Origin of the sequence: Qipengyuania profundimaris (genome assembly GCF_030717945.1) — a bacterium.
GTDB classification, from domain to species: domain Bacteria; phylum Pseudomonadota; class Alphaproteobacteria; order Sphingomonadales; family Sphingomonadaceae; genus Qipengyuania; species Qipengyuania profundimaris.
Genome location: NZ_JAVAIM010000001.1, coordinates 505608 through 523209, shown reverse-complemented (window position 1 = coordinate 523209; position 17602 = coordinate 505608). Strand labels below are relative to the sequence as shown.

Genomic DNA, 17602 nt, shown 5'->3' with positions numbered 1-17602 from the left:
CGCAAGCGTGCGACGAGTGGCGGAACGGTGCGGGGGCCGCGCCCGTTGGGTCGGTGAAGGAGATATCCCATGGGTGAATACGCCCCCGACGATCAACGCACCGTCCACAACAATGCCGATGGCGAATGGCAGGATAAGCAGGCTGAAAACGCTTCGCAAAAGAACCAGACGCCGAAAAACGATGGTGAGGCCCAGATGGGCTATGGCAATGCGCGCAATGAAGATGGCACGAGAGAACAGGCGGAAGCCGAAGGCGATCTCGAGAACTCGCTGAACTCCGACGTTTACGACGCGGCACAGCCGGGCGAAACTTCGGACAACGAGGCAGAGCGCGCTCGCGCCGACGCCAACCGGCCACTGAACGGCAGCTGATCGCAACCAAATTCGGGAAGTGCGGGCATGGCCCGGTTTCCCCTTTTGCGGGACATGTTCCGCACCCCCGGCGCTCCGCCTCCACCAGAGGCGGGGCGCTACTTTTTCGCCGTCCCGATCGCTCGACCAACGACCCGTGCCTCAGCGCCGACGAGCCGAGGAACGGCATATGCGACCATCCGTTGAGTGGGTATAACCAATTCAAAACAAAGGATTAGCATGTTTGAGAAGCTACGTATCAAGGAACATATGGAAGTCGCCAATTCGGAAGGCCAGCATGTCGGCACCGTCGATGGCGTTCAGGATGACAAGATCAAGCTGACCAAGTCCGACAGTTCGGATAGCATGCACCACTTCCTCTCGCTCGACGATGTCGAGAAGATCGATGACAACCGCATCTATCTGAAGGAAAGCGCACGCATTCCCGAAGGCCTCGGCAATAAGGCGACCATGAACGCCTGATCCAAAACCTTACCGCGATCTGTCGTAGATCGCCACAACCCCGCCGGTCCTCTGGATCGGCGGGGTTTTTTATTGTGCTGAACGAGGCGTTAGGAATTTCATTACCAGCTTTTCAAATACCGGATTAATCCGGTGCTGGCATGGTCGAGCACAATGGGTGAGAAATCCGTCCTCGATCCGGCCCTGCGTCCGATGGTCACCACTGCGCTGGCGCAGCCAGTAATGCTGGGCGAGTGGCCGCAGCCTTTGCGCAGGCAATGGTATGCGGATCGCAAGGCGCAGATGCTGGTCGAACTCGCCTTCGTGCTCAAGCTCGGCTTCGGTCTCGCGATCATGGCCTTCATCACCGACTGGCTGGTCGTTCGCGATCTCGCATGGACGGCACTTGCCATCCGGGTGGGTACGATCGGCCCCATAACGGCCATCGGACTGTGGGCCGCGCGGAGCGGTCGGGTCGCACTTGCGAACATAGCCACGACCATTGCCCTGTCGATCTTTGGCGCCGTCGCCATGTGGGTCGCGGCCCACGGCACACCCGCCGATATTGCGCGCTACAGCATGGCGATAGTCGTCACCATGCTGGCCGCATTGTTCGTGCTGCCGATGTCGATCGCGCACAAGTTGCGCGTGGCTCTGGTGTTTTTCCTTGCGAGCACTCTGGCGGCTTTCTTTCCCGAACCGATCCCGCCCGAACTGCTGATCCATCATTTCGCTGCCGGGGCCATAGCAGGGATTGGCGGCCTGCTCTTGGCAATGCGCAACTGGCACATGGAATCGCGCAGCTTCCTGCTCAGCCTGCAATTGCGTTTCGACCGCGAGGATCTGGAACAGAGCAACGCGCTGCTGCGCGAATTGTCCGAAAGTGATCCGCTCACCGGGCTATCCAACCGCCGCAGCCTGGAGCGGGTGTTCGAGGACGAATATATCGACCGGTCCGCGGGGGCGACGGCCTTGCTGATGGTGGATGTCGATCACTTCAAGCGCTTCAACGACCGGTTCGGCCACCAGATCGGCGATAGCTGCCTGGTCGAAGTCGCACGAGAACTGGAGCGCTGTATCGAACACCACGGCGGACATATCGCCCGGTTCGGGGGTGAGGAGTTCATCGCCATCCTCCACGAACAGGGCGGGCGAGACGCGGAAGCCATCGCCGAAGAAATGCGCGAGGCCGTCGCCAGCCTGACCATAGAGACCGGTCAGCGAAAGCCTTGCGCGGTGAATATCAGCATCGGCATGGCCCGGGGGCGGGGCGGCCAGTCAATGGGGCAGCTGATCGCACGGGCGGACGAGGCGCTTTACCGCGCGAAGCAGAACGGCCGGAACCGGGTCGAAGTGGCCTATGCCGCGATGGACGAGCTGGTCGGATAGCAGGGATTTCAGTCTGCTGGATCGCGAATGTGACGAGGGCCCAACGGTTGAAACCGCCGGGCCCTTTTATCGACCTTGCAGCCAGATGGCTGGACATGCCTACTGGCAGGCGAGGCATTCCTCGTAATCGGTCTGCTCGCCGCCGGCAGCCAGTTCGTATTTCGCGGCGTCGGCAGTGTTGTCCGCTTCCACGCCGCCGGCGAAACCGGCGCGCTGCACACTCTTGGAGCGCAGATAATAGAGCGACTTGATGCCCTTCTCCCAAGCCTGGAAGTGCAGCATCATCAGGTCCCACTTGTCGACATCGGCGGGGATGAACAGGTTCAGCGACTGCGCCTGGTCGATGTAGGGCGCGCGGTCGGCGGCGAATTCGAGCAGCCAGCGCTGGTCGATCTCGAAGCTGGTCTTGAACGCGGCCTTTTCCTCGGCGCTGAGGAAATCGAGATGCTGGACACTGCCGCCCCGCTCAAGGATCGAATTCCAGATCGAGGTCGAATTCTTGGACTTTTTGTCGAGGATCTTTTCGAGATACGGGTTCTTCACCACGAAGCTGCCCGACAGTGTCTTGTGGGTGTAGATGTTCGCCGGGATCGGCTCGATACAGGCGCTGGTGCCGCCGCAGATAATGCTGATCGACGCGGTCGGCGCGATCGCCATCTTGCAGCTGAAGCGCTCCATCGCGCCCATTTCTTCCGCATCGGGGCAGGCCCCGCGTTCCTGTGCGAGCACCAGTGAAGCCTCTTCGGCCTTGCCGCTGATGTGCTTGAACATCTTGAGGTTCCAGACCTTCGCCATCGGGCTTTCGAAACCGATGCCCTTGGCCTGGAGGAAGGAGTGGAAGCCCATAACGCCCATGCCGACGCTGCGTTCGCGCATCGCGGAATATTTCGCGCGGGCCATCTCGTCCGGTGCGCGGTCGATATAGTCCTGCAGCACATTGTCGAGGAAGCGCATGACGTCCTCGATGAAGGTCTTGTCCTCGTTCCACTCGTCCCATTTCTCGAGGTTGAGCGAGGAGAGGCAGCATACCGCCGTGCGGTCGTTGCCGAGGTGGTCGATGCCGGTCGGCAGGGTGATCTCGGCGCACAGGTTCGAGGTCGAGACCTTGAGGCCGAGCTCGCGGTGATGCTTGGGCATCATCCGGTTCACCGTGTCGGAGAAGACGATATAGGGCTCGCCTGTGGCCAGCCGGGTTTCGACCAGCTTCTGGAACAGGCTGCGCGCATCCACGGTCTTGCGGACCGATCCGTCGCGCGGGGATACGAGGTCGAATTCCTCGCCCGCACGCACGGCTTCCATGAAGGCGTCGGTCACCAGCACGCCGTGGTGCAGGTTCAGCGCTTTGCGGTTGAAATCGCCCGAGGGTTTGCGGATCTCGAGGAACTCCTCGATCTCTGGATGGGTGATGTCGATGTAGCAGGCGGCCGAGCCGCGGCGCAGCGAGCCCTGGCTGATCGCCAGCGTCAGGCTGTCCATCACGCGCACGAAGGGAATGATGCCGCTGGTCTTGCCGTTGAGGCCGACCGGCTCCCCGATCCCGCGGACATTGCCCCAATAGGTGCCGATGCCGCCGCCTTTGGAGGCGAGCCAGACGTTCTCGTTCCAGGTGTTGACGATGCCGTCGAGGCTGTCGGACACCGAATTGAGATAGCAGGAGATCGGCAGGCCGCGCGTGGTGCCGCCGTTGGACAGCACCGGGGTTGCCGGCATGAACCACAGGCGGCTGATGTAATCGTAAAGGCGCTGCGCGTGCTCGGCATCGTCCGCGAAATAGTCGGCGACGCGGGCGAACAGGTCCTGGTATTTCTCACCGGGCAGCAGGTAGCGATCGGTCAGCGTTTCCTTGCCGAATTCGGTCAGCAGTTCGTCGCGGCTCTCGTCGATCTGCACGTCGAAACGGCGGTCGAGGACTTTCTTGGAATCTTCCTTCTGCGTGGCAGCCTTCATCGCGCCGGCGAGCGCTTCGCCCGCGGCTTCGCTGACCAGCGCATCGCTGCCTGTATCGCCCTTGTCCATGCTCACTGCCTTTCCGGCTTCGGCCGTGGTCGCATCGTCGGTGGAGTCGCGCACATCCAGGTCCATCTCCATCGCAATATCGTCCCCGCTCTTGAAATCCATCGTGGTCAGCCCCGCCGTTTGGGCCCGGCTGCTCGTCGTCGCATGTCCGGGCGCGTGTTCCGCTTGTGTTCGAGTCGGCGAGCCAGAGACACGCCTATCAATTATCGCCGGTCGCAGGGCGGAAACTTATCCCTTTTTTACCCACAGACCGGCGCGGCGACGACGCGCATCCCATATGGGGATGAACGCTCACGATGCTAGGTCTTGTGGGTACCCCCGGTAGCCCGACTACTAGATACTGAATCAGGCGAGACTCGCACGCAAGAGGGTGAATGAAGATTTAATGGCGCGGACGCGGCTCGAGGCCGGGTGTCCTACCTTGCTGCAACGCCGCGACGCGTGGAGAAAGCTGGACTGGCGGCCCTCGCAAGCCGGAAAATGAATCTGCGAAAAAAATTTTGCGGGCAAAAAGGATACGTCGCCCTTGCGATTCATTCGAATCCTGGCGCGCAATTTTTGAATCTTGCGGCCCCGCAGCTGTCCAAAAGGCGGGCCCCGCCGAAGCAGAGCCCGCAACCGTTCGATTCAAAATGGCGACCCCGGCACGGGACACCGTTCCCGCAGACGAACACCGCCCCGTGCCGAGACGGTAATCGCATCGTCGTTAGGAGACGGGGGGACCGCCGACCGTCAGCGCGAGGACGCTGCGCTCCGCCGGGGACGACGCGAGCCGACGACTTTCTTCGCGCGCCAATTGGCGCGAGAGCCGCTCGGCTTGCTTCTCGTTATTGGCGAAAATGATGTTCGCCTGAATGACCTGGCCGTTCGCACTGCCTCGCGGCAATGGTGAAAGGCTGCTAAGTCGCGAGACTGCGCGTCGGCTCGCTCGGTCCACCTGGGAGGAGCCGGACTTGCGATAGATCGTCACGTTTTCCGGGCGTCCGTCGACACCGGCGGTGAAGCGCACACTCGCAGCACCGCTTGGAGCCGATTGGGGTGAAACGCGTATCTGTCGGAGGTGCCGGTCCAGATCTTTCTGCACATTATCCACGAACTCGCTGGGCGAGGTAGGAGACACGACGATCTCCTGCGACGCCAACGGCGTGGCGAGCAGCGATGCCGTGACGGCAACGGACATGGCGAAAATGGAAAGCTTATTCATGGGATCATCCTTTACGTATAGAGGATGATCGGCCGAAGAGAGTATCACACGAAGTGCGACAAACCTTGTTCTAAAGCGATAGCGGTCTTTGGTCGATCAGCGTCGAGGCTTCTGCGGACGCTCGCGACTTCTTCGTGAATACATGAATCGCTACTAATGTCAAAATCGGGTCACTTTGACATGTCGAGTCTATACAAAGTTGTAACTTTATAACGAGCCAAAGCACTATCTGCGCTTTGGTTAATAATTTTGAACCCGCAACAGCATCCAAAGTAACCGGCTCGGATGGCGTCTTGTGAGCGACTCGCTAAGCGGTGGCACGGGCGTGGGACGCAATGGCCTCCGCCACCTCGTCGACCAATTCCAGCGGCAGGTCGTGACCCCATCCCGGAATGGTCTTAAGCTTTGCGCCGGGGATCGCTGCGGCGGTATCGCGCCCGCCCTCGACCGGGACGAGTGGATCGTCCTCGCCATGCATGACGAGGGTGGGGACGGAGATATCCTTGAGCATCTCGCGGCGGTCGCCATCTGCGACGATCGCCGAGAGATGGCGGGTCGGCCCTTCGGGATAGATGCTGCGCTGTACGCTCGCCCGCGCACGGTCCCGCAGGCGCTCTTCGTCGGATGGGTATCCGGGCGAACCGATGGTGCGGGCGAGCATCACCCCGTGATCCACCAGCGCCTCTTCCTCCATGCTCTTGGGCCGCGCCACGAGCGCTTTCAAAGCTTCGGGCCTGGCGGCAGGCAGCTTGGGATTGCCGGTGGTCGAGAAGATCGAAGTAAGCGACTTGCAGCGCTGCGAATAGCGCGCGGCGACATGCTGCGCGATCATCCCACCCATGCTGGCGCCCACGATATGCGCGCGGTCGATCTCCAGCGCATCGAGCAGGCCGACCCCGTCGTCCGCCATATCTGCCAGCGTATAGGGCACCTTGGGGGTGAAGCCGAGCTTGGTCAGCAGCGTCATCTTGAGGATGCCGGGCGCCTTCACCCCGTCGAACTTTTCACTCAGCCCGATGTCGCGATTGTCGTACCGGATGACGCGGAAGCCATGCCCGGCCAGCGCTTCGACCAGCTCGTCGGGCCACAGCGTCAGCTGCGCGCCGAACCCCATGATCAGCAGCATCGGATCGGCGGCCGAATCCCCATGCTCCTCGTAATGGATTTCGATCCCGTTCGCCTGTGCCTTGGGCATGCCTCGTTCCCCTGAATTCAAATGCTTTCGAGCCCTTTTCAGCCGAAACATCCCGCCAAGTCCATTGCGAATGTCGTAGGTATACAAGCGTTATCCAGCCGGGTGCGTCACTTCGCGACTGTGAGCCTCGATCCAGGACCTTACGATCAATGGACCGCAGGAAAGAAGACCGCAGCCCGACGCGCGAGACCATTCGTGCAACCATCGCCGGCGTCGAGACCCTTTGCACGATGCGCAATCTCTCGCAGTCCGGCTGCATGATCGAGGGCGACGCCTTGCCCGGCAACGTCGGCGCGCCGGTGACCATCCAACTGACGGCCGACCTTGTCGTCTCCGGCGAAGTGGCATGGCAATTGGGCCAAAGCATGGGGATTTTCTTCCTCCAGCCAATCCCGCTGCCGGTGGTGCGCAGCTTTGCGCTCGACGACTGGCCGCTGCGTTCGGACTGGAACGTACCCAGCCCGTCGACATCGCAATAGCGCTTCCCCCAATCGCACTAGGACGGATCGACTAGGCCCGCTGGCGTATTTTCGCCGGCCCCCGTCTCGCTAGCCTCGCTCCCTGGAACTGACATCGGGGAGAATCGCCATGGCCGAAGAAAAGCAGCTGGATTGCCCCAGCGCGCCGCACCAGCATCCCGAAGCGCGTCTGCTGGGCGTCGTGCTCGAAGAGGAAGGCGCACCCCGCGTCTCCTATGTCGAGAAGGGCGTCGATCTGCCGGAAGATTTCGACGCCGAACAGCTCGGCGTCGATCCCGGCCATGCGCTCCGCTTCGCCGCACCCTGCGCCAACAAGGGCTGTGGGCAATGGAAAGAGGGCGGCTGCGGATTGGGGCGCGAAATCATCAAGCGCCTGCAACCGGTCGTCGATGTCGCGCCCGCCTGCACCCTGCGCGCAACGTGCCGCTGGTTTGCCGAGAACGGCACCGCGAGCTGCCTGCGGTGCCCCCAGATCGTGACCCGTCGCAAGAAAAGCGACGCAGTCTCGCCGCATGTCCACGCAACACCCTCTCCTGTCGGCCCCCCGGACCGCAGGGAACGGGTCACCGCTTGAAGTCCGGGTCGTAGAAAGGAAACCGAAGATGACGAAGAAAGCAGGGCGCCTCGACAGCGCCGATCTGACAGCAGCCCTCGGCCAGGCCGGCGATCTTGCAAAAGCGCGCATCGTCCAGCTGGACGCCACGACGCTGGACGCGGTTGCAGGCGGCGTCGAACCTGTCTCCAGCTCCACCGGCGGTTCCATCTTTCCGGGCATGGGCGACATCGGCGATGTCGTTACCGACGGCATGGCACCGACCGATCCCGACCCTTGGCTCGACTTCCTCAACGGCGGCGACTCTTCGGAGTTCTAACAAAACCGTGAGCGTATGGGGATCGCGGCCTCCCTTGGCTGCGATCCCCACCTTTTTCGCGACTCCCTCCGCGGCGAGGCGAATGAGGCGGTTGCAAGCGCACTCAGGCATACGCCCCCGCCGCAGGTCCGGACGGCTGGTGCGGTTTCAACCGATCTCCGGGCCAGCAATGGAAGGAGAACCATCATGAAAAGCAAGGCAGCACGGCTCGGCCAGGCAGAACTCGCTTCGATCATCGCCAATGCCGCGGATGCGGCCAAGGCGCGGATCGAACAACTCGACCCGACTTCGCTCGACGACGTCTCGGGCGGCACCGATCCGCTCGGCGACAGCGGCGACGACTGGACGACGGACGGGGCGATCATGCCCTATCCCGATCCCTTCGAGGATCTGATCGGCTCGCGCGGTTCGCTCTAGAACCAAGCTTGCGCATAGGCCATGGCCGCACCCCGCAGCAGAGGGCGCGGCCATGGCTTTTAGTGTCGGGCCGGACTGCGATCAGCCACCGAGCATGATGACATCGGCGCCGTCACCCGCAGCCAGGCGCGCTCTTTCGAGATCGGCCAATTCGGCCTTAAGCGCGGTGCCTTCGTTCGGATCACGAGCGAAGACGAGGTTGGCCTGATAGGTCGCGTCCAGTGCCCCGGTTACCGGAGCCCGGTCGAACCCGCGCAGATTGCGCACGGCCATCTTCGCCACGCGGGCAGCGCGCCGCGACCCTGAATGGTGAAGGGTCTGAAGGTTTGTCGGCTTGCCCGCTTCATCGAGCGTGAAACGGATCTGCACGATAGCGCTCAGCACGGCCTGATTGCGGTATCCGTCCGAACGGATCATCTGGCGGTCGAGCTGGGCGTTCATGTCCGCTTTCCATTCGGTCATGGCGGCGGGCGAGGTCACGACGATGCCGTCGTCCTGCCCGGCAGTAACCGGGGTGGCGAGCATGGCAGCCGAAGCGGCTGCGGCGAAAGTCAGGTGTACAAGAGTCTTCATCGGATCATCCTCCTTGGGGGGAACCAGGATGACCGGCCATTTGGGACCAGAAGCCGAGCACAGTCCCGTAACGCTCGTGCATGGGCTTTGATGGTCGATCGGGGCAGCCGCCCAATGCGACTGCCTCGGTCAGACAAACAGCAATTCAGTCGAAGGAATGCCACCGAGCATCGTCAAAGCGTAAACTACGATCTTTCAACTACACGCGTAGTCGACGAGCTGCGATCGTCAGGGCACAAGCACCGTATCACGTGCGACGGACGACGTTTCGGGGTAGTCGAGGATGAAATGCAGGCCTCGGCTCTCATGTCGCCGCAGCGCGCTTTTTACGATCAAGGCCGCGCATTCGAGCAGGTTGCGCAGTTCGATCAGATCGGTCGTGACGCGGAAGCTGCCGTAATAATCCTCGACCTCCTGACGCAGCATCTCGATCCGGTTGGCGGCGCGCTCCAGCCGCTTGGTGGTGCGTACGATGCCGACGTAGTTCCACATGAAGCGGCGGATCTCGGTCCAGTTCTGCTTGATGACCACTTCCTCGTCGGAATCGGTCACGCGGCTTTCGTCCCAAGGCAGGATTTCCGGCGGATCGTCGAGCTTGTCCCAGCATTCGAGGATATCCTTGGCCGCCGCCTCGCCGAACACGAAGCATTCGAGCAACGAGTTGGAGGCGAGGCGATTGGCGCCGTGGAGGCCGCTCTCGGTGCATTCGCCCGCCGCCCACAGGCCGGGCAGGTCGGTCTTGGCATCTAGGCCGATCTTTACTCCGCCGCAGGTGTAGTGCTGTGCCGGCACCACCGGGATAGGCCCCTTGGTCATGTCGATTCCGAGGCCGAGCAGCTTTTCGTGGATCGTCGGGAAATGTTCCTTCACGAACTCGGGCGGCTGGTGGCTGATGTCGAGATGGACATAGTCGAGGCCGTGGCGCTTGATCTGGTCGTCGTTGGCGCGGGCGACGATATCGCGGGGTGCGAGTTCCATGCGCTCGGCATCGTATTTTTCCATGTAGCGCTCGCCCGTGTCCGGGTTGACCAGCCGCCCGCCCTCGCCGCGCACCGCCTCGGTGATCAAAAAATTCTTGACCTCGAGGTTGTAGAGGCAGGTCGGGTGGAACTGCATCATTTCCATGTTGGAAACGCGCGCCCCTGCCCGCCAGGCCATGGCAATGCCGTCGCCCGTCGCGCCGCGCGGCGCCGTGCTGAACAGGTAGACGCGGCCCGCCCCGCCAGCCGCCAGCACGGTGGCCCGCGCAACATGGGCGACGACCTCGCCGCTTGCCTCGTCCAGCGCATAGGCACCCCAGACGCGGCCGGACCCCGAATACTCTACCTGGTTGCGCCCGGTGATCAGGTCGATGCAGCTCTGCCCCGGCAACAGGGTGATGTTCGGATTTTCCTCCGCTGCCTTCAGCAAGGCCGCCTGAACCGCCCAGCCGGTGGCGTCGTCGACATGGACGATTCGGCGGTGCGAATGGCCGCCCTCGCGGGTGAGGTGGAGATCGCCGCCCTCGTCCATCGCCTCGCGATTGAACGGCACGCCCAGCTCGCACAGCCGGTCGATGGCGGCCGGTGCCCGTTCGATGACGAATTCGACCGTTTCGAGATCGTTGAGCCCCGCGCCCGCCACCATCGTGTCGCGGATGTGATCCTCGAACGTGTCGCCTGCATCGAGCACCGCCGCAATCCCGCCCTGCGCCCAGGCAGTCGAGCCGCTCTCGAGCGTGCCCTTGGCGAGGACCATCACTTTCTTGTGCTCCGCCAGCGCCAGCGCAGCTGTCAGGCCGGCCGCGCCCGATCCGATGATGAGGACGTCGTGGGGTTTTGTCATGCGCGCGTCATGCCCAAGGCTTCGCCACGCGGCAAGCGAGGAACGCCTCGGCGCAGGAGGGCTGAACTGGGCGGGCGCTATGGTTAAGGCGCGACTCGACAGGGGAAAGACAAAAAAGTGGACTGGAGGGTCACGCACATATGAAACTGGGTCAAATCGCTTGCGCGTTCGGAAAGCACTCTGTCGATCGCGAGGGCATCAAGCGCGCCGGAGGCCAGCAGTTCGGCCGCTGCCGCTGCTGCAAGACACCGATGGAAGAAGTCGAACCGCATCACTGGGCCGCCATGCGCGTCAAGGATGCGGGCCTGGGTCGCCAGGCGATCTACTGAGCCGACATTCGGATTGAATCAGCCGGAGCCGGTCAGCTGGACGAAGACGTCCTCCAGATCGGCTTCGCGCGTCGTCACATCCTCGATCGCATAGCCGTGCGACTGCACGATCGATAGCACCTGCCCCGCGCTCGCCTTGTCGCGATCGTAGGTGATTTCCAGCTTGCGGGGCTGGACGACTTCGGCGCGCACGAAGGCCTCTTCCATGATCGGTCCGCCGAGGTCCTTGTCGACCGTGACGGCGACCACTTTCTCGCGCGCCATGCCGACCAGTTCGCGGGTCGGCTTCTCTGCGATCAGCTCGCCATGGTTGATGATGGCGATACGGTCGCAGAGCTGCTCGGCTTCCTCGAGATAGTGCGTGGTCAGCACCACCGTTACGCCTTCGGCATTGAGTTCATTCACCAGCTCCCACAGCTGGCGGCGCAGCTCGACATCCACGCCGGCAGTCGGCTCGTCGAGTACGAGAATCGGTGGCGAGTGGACCATGGCCTTGGCGATCAGCAGGCGGCGCTTCATCCCGCCCGACAGAGTCCGCGCATAGGCATCACGCTTGTCCCAGAGGTGCACCGCGCGCAGCAGTTCCTCGCTGCGGCGTTCGCTTTTCGGAATGCCGTAAAAACCGCCCTGGTTCTCCAGCACTTCGAAGGGCGTGAAGAAGGGATCGAAGACGATCTCCTGCGGGACGATTCCGATGCTGCGCTTCGCATTGCGCGGGTTCTCACCGATGTCGAAACCCCAGATTTCCGCGCTGCCCTCGGTCTTGGTGACGAGGCCTGCGAGGATATTGATCAGCGTCGACTTGCCCGCCCCGTTCGGCCCCAGAAGTCCGAAGATGCCGCCCTGCGGCACATCGAAGCTCACGCCCTTCAGGGCGAGCTTCGGTGGCTCGCCCGGCCCCGGCGAGGCATATTCCTTGACGAGATTGTCGATGCGGATTGCGGGCGGTGTGCTCATGCGGGTCACCTAGGCTCTTGAGCGGTTCGGTCAAACCCATTATCGGCCCAGACCCATGAGCCTGCCTCCTCCCGAAGTGTCCAAGGTCACCACGCGGCGCGTGTGGTGCGACGGTGCAACCGACATTCGCAGCGGCGAGCGGTACAAGCCGATCGCGCTCGGCCATCCGAAAGTGTGGCTGGAGATCGACGAGCACGGCTATGTCGATTGCGGCTATTGCGACCGGCGCTTCGTCCTCGAAGGCGGCCCGGCCGACGGGGTGGACCAATCGACGCTGATGGACATTTCCGAGGGTGCCGATCCGGGGCATCGCTGACGCCACTGCGAGGCCCCTCGCGCAAACGGGCGCGAATGCCTACATGGGGTGAATGACCGACCCCAACGATCCGCACGCCCTGCTCTACAACCAGATCGATCCGCAGGATGCGCAGGCCCTGACCGCGCGCCTGCTGAAGCCTTGCGACGATGGTGAGCTCTACCTGCAGTTCATGGCGTCGGAGACCTTCGCTTTCGACGACGGCAGGCTGAAGACGGCCGATTATTCGCGCGATTCGGGCTTCGGCCTGCGCGGTGTTTCGGGCGAAACGACCGGCTTTGCGCATGCCAACGAAATCAGCGCCGCGGCGATCTCGCGCGCAGGCGAGACGCTGCAATTGCTCGACGCGACCAAAGCGCCCCATGCCGCTCCGCCCGAGCGCACCAATCGCCATCTCTATACCGATGCCAGCCCGCTCGACCTCGTGCCGTTTGCGGAAAAGGTCGCGCTGCTGGAAAAGATCGACGCGGTCGCCCGCGCCAAGGACCCGCGCGTGGCGCAGGTCAGCGTGGGCATGTCGGCGAGCTGGAGCGCCATCGACATCATCCGCGCCGACGGCTTCACCGCGCGCGACATCCGTCCGCTGGTGCGCCTCAACGTATCGGTCGTCACCGAGCAGAACGGACGGCGCGAAACCGGCAACTTCGGCTTCGGCGGCCGCTATCTCTACGACCGGCTGTTCGACGAAGGCCAGTGGATACGCGCGGTGGACGAGGCGGTGCGCCAGGCGCTGGTCAATCTCGACAGCGTCGAGGCACCCGCGGGCGAGACGACCGTGCTGCTTGGGCCGGGCTGGCCCGGCATCCTGCTGCACGAAGCGGTCGGCCACGGGCTGGAGGGCGACTTCAACCGCAAGGGCACCAGCGCTTTTTCCGGCCGTATCGGCGAGCGTGTCGCCGCGCCGGGCGTCACCGTGATCGACGACGGCAGCATTGCGGAACGGCGGGGCTCGCTCAGCATCGACGACGAAGGCACGCCGACGCGCGAGACCGTGCTGATCGAAGACGGGATACTCAAGGGATACATGCAGGACCGACTCAACGCGCGGCTGATGGGCGTGGAGCCGACCGGCAACGGCCGCCGCGAAAGTTACCAGCACGCCCCGATGCCGCGCATGACCAACACCTTCATGCAGAGCGGTGAGGACGATCCCGCCGAGCTGCTGAGCCGGGTCGACGACGGCATCTATGCCACCAGCTTCGGCGGCGGCCAAGTCGATATCGTCTCCGGCAAATTCGTCTTCGCCTGTACCGAGGCCTACAAGGTCGAGAAAGGCAAGATCGTCGCCCCGATCAAGGGCGCGACGCTGATCGGCGACGGGCCGAGCGTGCTGACCCGCGTGACCGGCATCGGCGACGACATGACACTGGACGAAGGCATCGGCATGTGCGGCAAGGGCGGCCAGGGCGTACCCGCCGGCGTGGGCCAACCGACGCTGCTTATCGACGGCCTCACCGTGGGCGGAACGGCGTAGGGTCCGCACATTGGCCAGAACTCATCGCCCGTTCAGGCGTTGACCGGTATATATCGCGCCTCTGAAGGAGACCCGCCATGTTGAAGCCCATCCTTGCAGCCACCGCCGCCCTCACCATGCTGGCCGCGCCCGCAACCGCTCAGGACTATGCCAACCGCGAACTGACCAAGGGCGAGGCAAAGCTCGCCAAGATGCTGGATGGCCGCGTCGCCGGTGAGCCGGAACGCTGCATCCGCACCATCGGCAGCCGCAATCTGACGCAGATCGACGACACGGCGCTGGTCTACAAGCAGGGCCGCACGATCTGGGTGAACTACACGCGCACGCCGGGATCGATCGATTCGGACGACATCATGGTCATCCGGAAGTTCGACGGCTCCAGCCTGTGCCGCACCGACCAGATCACGACGGTAGAGCGCTTCGGCGGGTTCCTGTCGGGCGTGATTTTCCTCGACGATTTCATCCCCTACCGCCTGCCGGAAGACGCCGAGGGCTAGGCTTCAGCTAGTAGCCGCATAGTAGAGGCACAGGTCCGAGACCGGGCAGCTCCCGCATTTCGGCGCACGGGCGGTGCACACGCGCTTGCCGAACTGGATCAGCCAGAAGTGCCCGTCATGCAGCGCCCATTGGGGTGAGCGGTCCTCCAGCTGGGCTGCGGTCTTGTCCGCAGTTTTCGCGTCGGTGAGGCCGATCCGGTTGCACACGCGGTGCACATGGGTGTCGACCGCGATCACGTCTTTCCCGAAGGTAAAGCTAAGCACGATATCGGCGCATTTGCGACCGATCCCTGGCAGGGCCATAAGCCCTTCGCGTGTATCGGGCACGCGTCCGTCATGCTGCTCCAGCAGGGCGCTGCAAAACGCGCGAATATTGCGCGCCTTCATGTTGTAGAGACCGCAGGGCCGGATCGCCTCGGCGATGTCACGCTCGTCCAGCGCGAGCATCTCTTCCGGCGTCTGAGCCAAGACAAATAACTCCCGCGCCGCCTTCGCCGTATTGCGGTCGAGCGATTGCGCGGAGAGCATGCAGGACACGCAGGAGCGGAAGGCATCGGGCTGGCCTTTGGGGCCTTTTGCGCCCGGCGTGCGGCCGGGCATGGCCTCGCGCAGCCGTTCGTAGACTATCTCGACGTCGGACTGATTGAGGGTCTGGCTCACGGCGCAGTTCTTGTTGGACGAAGGGCGATGGCCGCGAAGCCGAGCAGCAGACCGATTACCGCAGTGACCGGCAGCAGGATCGCCGGGTCGGGCAGCTCCGCGCCGCTCAGCGACACGAAGACGCGCGTGAGTGCCACCAGTCCCAGCATGCAGGCGATCCCTACCACGAACAGCCCCACTGCATTCGCGAGCGGGCCATTCGCCGCGCCGCGCTGCAAGTCTGGATCGTTCATTGCTGCCAGCAGGAACAGCGCGACCAACGGCAGCAGCGCACCATTGAACGCCTGGGCCGCGAGAATGGCCGGTCCGGGCCTTAGATCGGCCAGCCCGAAGCCCGCACCGATAACGATTACCGCTGCCCACACGCCGCGGAAGCGCCAACCCTGCGCCGCCCAGCGCGGATCGTCGATACTCCCGAACAAACCGCGCGCTGTCAGCGCAGCGGCGAGCGGTGCAGTGACTGCAGAGGACAAACCGGCGGCGAGCAGCCCCAGCGCGAGCCCGGTGCGCGCCCATTCGCCCAGTTGCCCGGCCAACGTATCGGCCAGCGCTTCGAAGGAGAATTCGCCGTCGAGCGCCGTCCCGACCACGAGGATCGCTGCCGTAATCAGCACGCCCAACCCGACGGCAATGGCGAGGCCGAGCCGCATCTGCCCGACGGTCTGCCCACGCGCCAGCGCCGAGCCGAGAAAGAGATTGTAAGGCACCACCGTCGTCCCGACGAGGGCGAGGATGGTGAGCAGCGCAGCCTCTTGGCCAAGAAGCGAGAGGTCGGGCACTATCCCGCTAGCGACAGAAGACACGGTCGGCGCAAGGCTCGCAGCAACCAGCAGGAAGCCCGCTCCCATCAGCGCCACGAACACCGCCATCGCCTGCGCGATCCGTTGCGGCGAGCCCAGCAGGAGCAGCGCAAACGCCGCAATGGCGAGCGCCAGCGTCAGCACGCCGCGGGGCAAGTCGATGGCGAGCATCGCGCCCGCCACCCCGCCGAGGATATTGCCCGCCTCATACGCCGCACAGCCGAGCAGCACTGCACCCGCCACCAATGCTAGGACGAGGAAGCGGGCAGCGCCGCGCGGATAGCGGCGTCGCAGCACCGCCGCGAGGTCGCCCCCGGTCGCGATCGCCAGCCGTCCCGAGAATTCCTGCAGTGTGAATGTCGCCACGCCCGAAAAGACGATCGCCCACAGCACCGCCATGCCGGGGCCCGCCCCCGCACTCGCCGCAGCCGTGACCGTACCCGGTCCGATGAAGGCCGCAGCGATCGCGGACCACAGGAGGATCGATCCGAGCCTTGTCATGGCTGCCGCTTGTGCCGCGTGGGTGCGGCCTGCGCAATGGTCGCGCTCACGCGCCTATCCGCGCCCGCCCGGTCTCGCATAGGGCCTGCGCAGGGCAAGTCGCACAATCGGGGGAGGACGGGCGGCACCAGGTCTGGCCGAGCTTTTTCATCAGCAGGTGATGCTCGTCGAAATCGGCGGCCGACCATTCCTCCGGCATGACCGGCATGATCGCCGCAAAGGCGCGGTCGGTGCTCGCCTTGGGCGGAACCAACCCCATGCGTTGCAGGATGCGGGTGTGATGGCTGTCGAGGACGATCGCGCGCCGGTCCAGCGTGCTGGCATTCATCACGCCTGCCGCGATCTTGCGGCCGATACCGGGAAGCTGTTCGAGCCAGCGCATCGCGGCCTCGGTCTCCATATCGGCGAGGTGCGCGAGATCGACCGCGCCGCTCCGCTCGATCAGCGCCGAGAGGCTGGCCTTGAGCCGCTCGGCGGCAATGTTGGGATAGGTCTGCGTGGCGAGTTCGGCCTGTAGTTCGTCCAGCGGCGCGGCGGCCACAGCTTCCCAGCTACCCCACAGCTTCAGCATTCGATCGGTAGCTTCATTGGACACCTCCGACTTCGTCCGCGCGCCTATCACCCCTTGGACCAGCACCCATTCCGGCTCGCGCCATTCGGCCGCCGCCCGCTCGATCCGCCCGAAGCGCTGGACCAGCAGTGCCTGAAGGCGGCGCAGCGCTTCGGTGCGCGGATCTGGGCCGAGGGGAAGTTGGCCGTTCAACCGGGACTGCTACCCTTACTGGCGCAATTGTCCGCGAATCGCGCCCTTGGGATATTCCGCCGTGTGGACATTGACGTAATAGTTCGACAGGCCTTCGTCGAAAGCGCGTTGGACCCAAGACGTGTCACTGCTGCAGCCGCGCCAGCCGCCCTCGGTGGCCTGCTTGAGCGGCAGGACGACCGGCCCGTCGACGCCTGCGGCACCGCGGTGGATGTGGGCGCCGGTGATGGGACCCAGCCCGCTAAGATCGTTGAGATCCCAGCAAACCCGCGTCAACTCGTCGGCGAAGCTGATTTCCGCCGTACCCGATCCGTCCGGGTCGCCGGCGTGCACCTCGTTTACTCCGCGCAACTCTGCTTCGTAGGTCGACGAGATCGCCTCGGTATAGGTCTGCTGAACCGTTTCGCAGCCGCCCAGAACGAGCGCGGAAATGGCAGCAAGGGTTGCGGCGATGGACTTCATATCTGATCTCCCGGCAGAGGTGCATCTAAGCAACGGGGATATCTTCGTGACGTTCCTTATG

The 17602-nt window shown here is 63.8% G+C and carries 21 protein-coding genes; 11 read left to right on the top strand and 10 right to left on the bottom strand.

The window, feature by feature from the left end; genetic code table 11:
- Positions 1-69: 69 nt before the first annotated feature.
- The 3 genes from Q9K02_RS02620 to Q9K02_RS02610 all read left to right on the top strand — a co-directional run bounded on the left by Q9K02_RS02620 (position 70) and on the right by Q9K02_RS02610 (position 2202).
- Positions 70-372 carry a hypothetical protein gene (locus Q9K02_RS02620; protein ID WP_305931486.1) on the top strand — a complete coding sequence of 101 codons (303 nt, stop codon included), beginning with the start codon at positions 70-72 and terminating at the stop codon, positions 370-372.
- 219 nt (positions 373-591) lie between these two features.
- On the top strand, positions 592-834 hold the full coding sequence (locus tag Q9K02_RS02615; protein WP_305931485.1) for a DUF2171 domain-containing protein: 243 nt from the start codon (positions 592-594) through the stop codon (positions 832-834).
- Between the two features lie 153 nt (positions 835-987).
- Entirely contained in the window at positions 988-2202 is a 1215-nt protein-coding gene (locus tag Q9K02_RS02610; protein ID WP_305931484.1) for a GGDEF domain-containing protein, read from the top strand.
- Between the two features lie 99 nt (positions 2203-2301).
- Here Q9K02_RS02610 and Q9K02_RS02605 read toward each other — a convergent pair whose 3' ends face one another.
- From Q9K02_RS02605 to Q9K02_RS02595, 3 genes are all read right to left on the bottom strand, one after another.
- Positions 2302-4320 (bottom strand): ribonucleoside-diphosphate reductase subunit alpha, encoded by a 2019-nt coding sequence (locus Q9K02_RS02605; RefSeq protein ID WP_305931483.1) that lies wholly within the window; start codon positions 4318-4320, stop codon positions 2302-2304.
- A 604-nt stretch (positions 4321-4924) separates the two neighbouring features.
- Positions 4925-5422 (bottom strand): energy transducer TonB family protein, encoded by a 498-nt coding sequence (locus tag Q9K02_RS02600; RefSeq protein WP_305931482.1) that lies wholly within the window; start codon positions 5420-5422, stop codon positions 4925-4927.
- Between the two features lie 307 nt (positions 5423-5729).
- Positions 5730-6617: an alpha/beta fold hydrolase gene (locus Q9K02_RS02595; protein ID WP_305931481.1), complete on the bottom strand. Its 888-nt coding sequence runs from the start codon at positions 6615-6617 to the stop codon at positions 5730-5732.
- A gap of 149 nt (positions 6618-6766) precedes the next feature.
- Here Q9K02_RS02595 and Q9K02_RS02590 point away from each other — a divergent pair, with 149 nt between their 5' ends.
- From Q9K02_RS02590 to Q9K02_RS02575, 4 genes are all read left to right on the top strand, one after another.
- On the top strand, positions 6767-7096 hold the full coding sequence (locus Q9K02_RS02590) for a PilZ domain-containing protein (protein WP_305931480.1): 330 nt from the start codon (positions 6767-6769) through the stop codon (positions 7094-7096).
- Between the two features lie 109 nt (positions 7097-7205).
- Positions 7206-7670, top strand: coding sequence for a hypothetical protein (locus Q9K02_RS02585; protein WP_305931479.1), 465 nt, complete (start codon positions 7206-7208; stop codon positions 7668-7670).
- A gap of 28 nt (positions 7671-7698) precedes the next feature.
- Complete coding sequence (locus Q9K02_RS02580) at positions 7699-7968, top strand: hypothetical protein (RefSeq protein WP_305931478.1); 270 nt, start codon at positions 7699-7701, stop codon at positions 7966-7968.
- A 186-nt stretch (positions 7969-8154) separates the two neighbouring features.
- A complete protein-coding gene (locus tag Q9K02_RS02575) occupies positions 8155-8385 on the top strand; it encodes a hypothetical protein (RefSeq protein WP_305931477.1) in 231 nt (76 codons plus the stop codon).
- Positions 8386-8466: 81 nt separating this feature from the next.
- Here Q9K02_RS02575 and Q9K02_RS02570 read toward each other — a convergent pair whose 3' ends face one another.
- Both Q9K02_RS02570 and nadB read right to left on the bottom strand, forming a co-directional pair.
- On the bottom strand, positions 8467-8958 hold the full coding sequence (locus Q9K02_RS02570; RefSeq protein ID WP_305931476.1) for an energy transducer TonB family protein: 492 nt from the start codon (positions 8956-8958) through the stop codon (positions 8467-8469).
- A gap of 228 nt (positions 8959-9186) precedes the next feature.
- Positions 9187-10782, bottom strand: a complete 1596-nt coding sequence (gene nadB, locus Q9K02_RS02565; RefSeq protein WP_305931475.1) for an L-aspartate oxidase — start codon at positions 10780-10782, stop codon at positions 9187-9189.
- 140 nt (positions 10783-10922) lie between these two features.
- Between nadB and Q9K02_RS02560 the strand changes: the two genes are divergently transcribed.
- The gene (locus Q9K02_RS02560) at positions 10923-11111 is read left to right on the top strand and encodes a hypothetical protein (RefSeq protein ID WP_278329240.1); all 189 of its coding nucleotides are present in this window, start codon (positions 10923-10925) and stop codon (positions 11109-11111) included.
- An 18-nt stretch (positions 11112-11129) separates the two neighbouring features.
- Here Q9K02_RS02560 and Q9K02_RS02555 read toward each other — a convergent pair whose 3' ends face one another.
- Positions 11130-12068, bottom strand: a complete 939-nt coding sequence (locus Q9K02_RS02555; RefSeq protein WP_305931474.1) for an ABC transporter ATP-binding protein — start codon at positions 12066-12068, stop codon at positions 11130-11132.
- A gap of 55 nt (positions 12069-12123) precedes the next feature.
- Here Q9K02_RS02555 and Q9K02_RS02550 point away from each other — a divergent pair, with 55 nt between their 5' ends.
- The 3 genes from Q9K02_RS02550 to Q9K02_RS02540 all read left to right on the top strand — a co-directional run bounded on the left by Q9K02_RS02550 (position 12124) and on the right by Q9K02_RS02540 (position 14355).
- On the top strand, positions 12124-12384 hold the full coding sequence (locus tag Q9K02_RS02550; protein ID WP_278329237.1) for a zinc-finger domain-containing protein: 261 nt from the start codon (positions 12124-12126) through the stop codon (positions 12382-12384).
- Positions 12385-12436: 52 nt separating this feature from the next.
- Complete coding sequence (gene tldD / locus Q9K02_RS02545) at positions 12437-13858, top strand: metalloprotease TldD (RefSeq protein WP_305931473.1); 1422 nt, start codon at positions 12437-12439, stop codon at positions 13856-13858.
- Between the two features lie 77 nt (positions 13859-13935).
- Positions 13936-14355, top strand: coding sequence for a hypothetical protein (locus Q9K02_RS02540; protein WP_305931472.1), 420 nt, complete (start codon positions 13936-13938; stop codon positions 14353-14355).
- 3 nt (positions 14356-14358) lie between these two features.
- Here the strand turns inward: Q9K02_RS02540 and Q9K02_RS02535 are convergent, their stop codons facing one another.
- The 4 genes from Q9K02_RS02535 to Q9K02_RS02520 are packed head-to-tail and all read right to left on the bottom strand — an operon-like array spanning position 14359 to position 17541.
- The gene (locus Q9K02_RS02535) at positions 14359-15015 is read right to left on the bottom strand and encodes an endonuclease III domain-containing protein (RefSeq protein ID WP_305931471.1); all 657 of its coding nucleotides are present in this window, start codon (positions 15013-15015) and stop codon (positions 14359-14361) included.
- Positions 15012-16316 carry an NRAMP family divalent metal transporter gene (locus Q9K02_RS02530; RefSeq protein WP_305931470.1) on the bottom strand — a complete coding sequence of 435 codons (1305 nt, stop codon included), beginning with the start codon at positions 16314-16316 and terminating at the stop codon, positions 15012-15014. The genes Q9K02_RS02535 and Q9K02_RS02530 overlap by 4 nt, the downstream gene beginning before the upstream one ends.
- A gap of 46 nt (positions 16317-16362) precedes the next feature.
- A complete protein-coding gene (locus tag Q9K02_RS02525; protein ID WP_305931469.1) occupies positions 16363-17079 on the bottom strand; it encodes an endonuclease III domain-containing protein in 717 nt (238 codons plus the stop codon).
- Positions 17080-17094: 15 nt separating this feature from the next.
- The gene (locus tag Q9K02_RS02520; protein WP_305931468.1) at positions 17095-17541 is read right to left on the bottom strand and encodes a CHRD domain-containing protein; all 447 of its coding nucleotides are present in this window, start codon (positions 17539-17541) and stop codon (positions 17095-17097) included.
- Positions 17542-17602 lie beyond the last annotated feature (61 nt).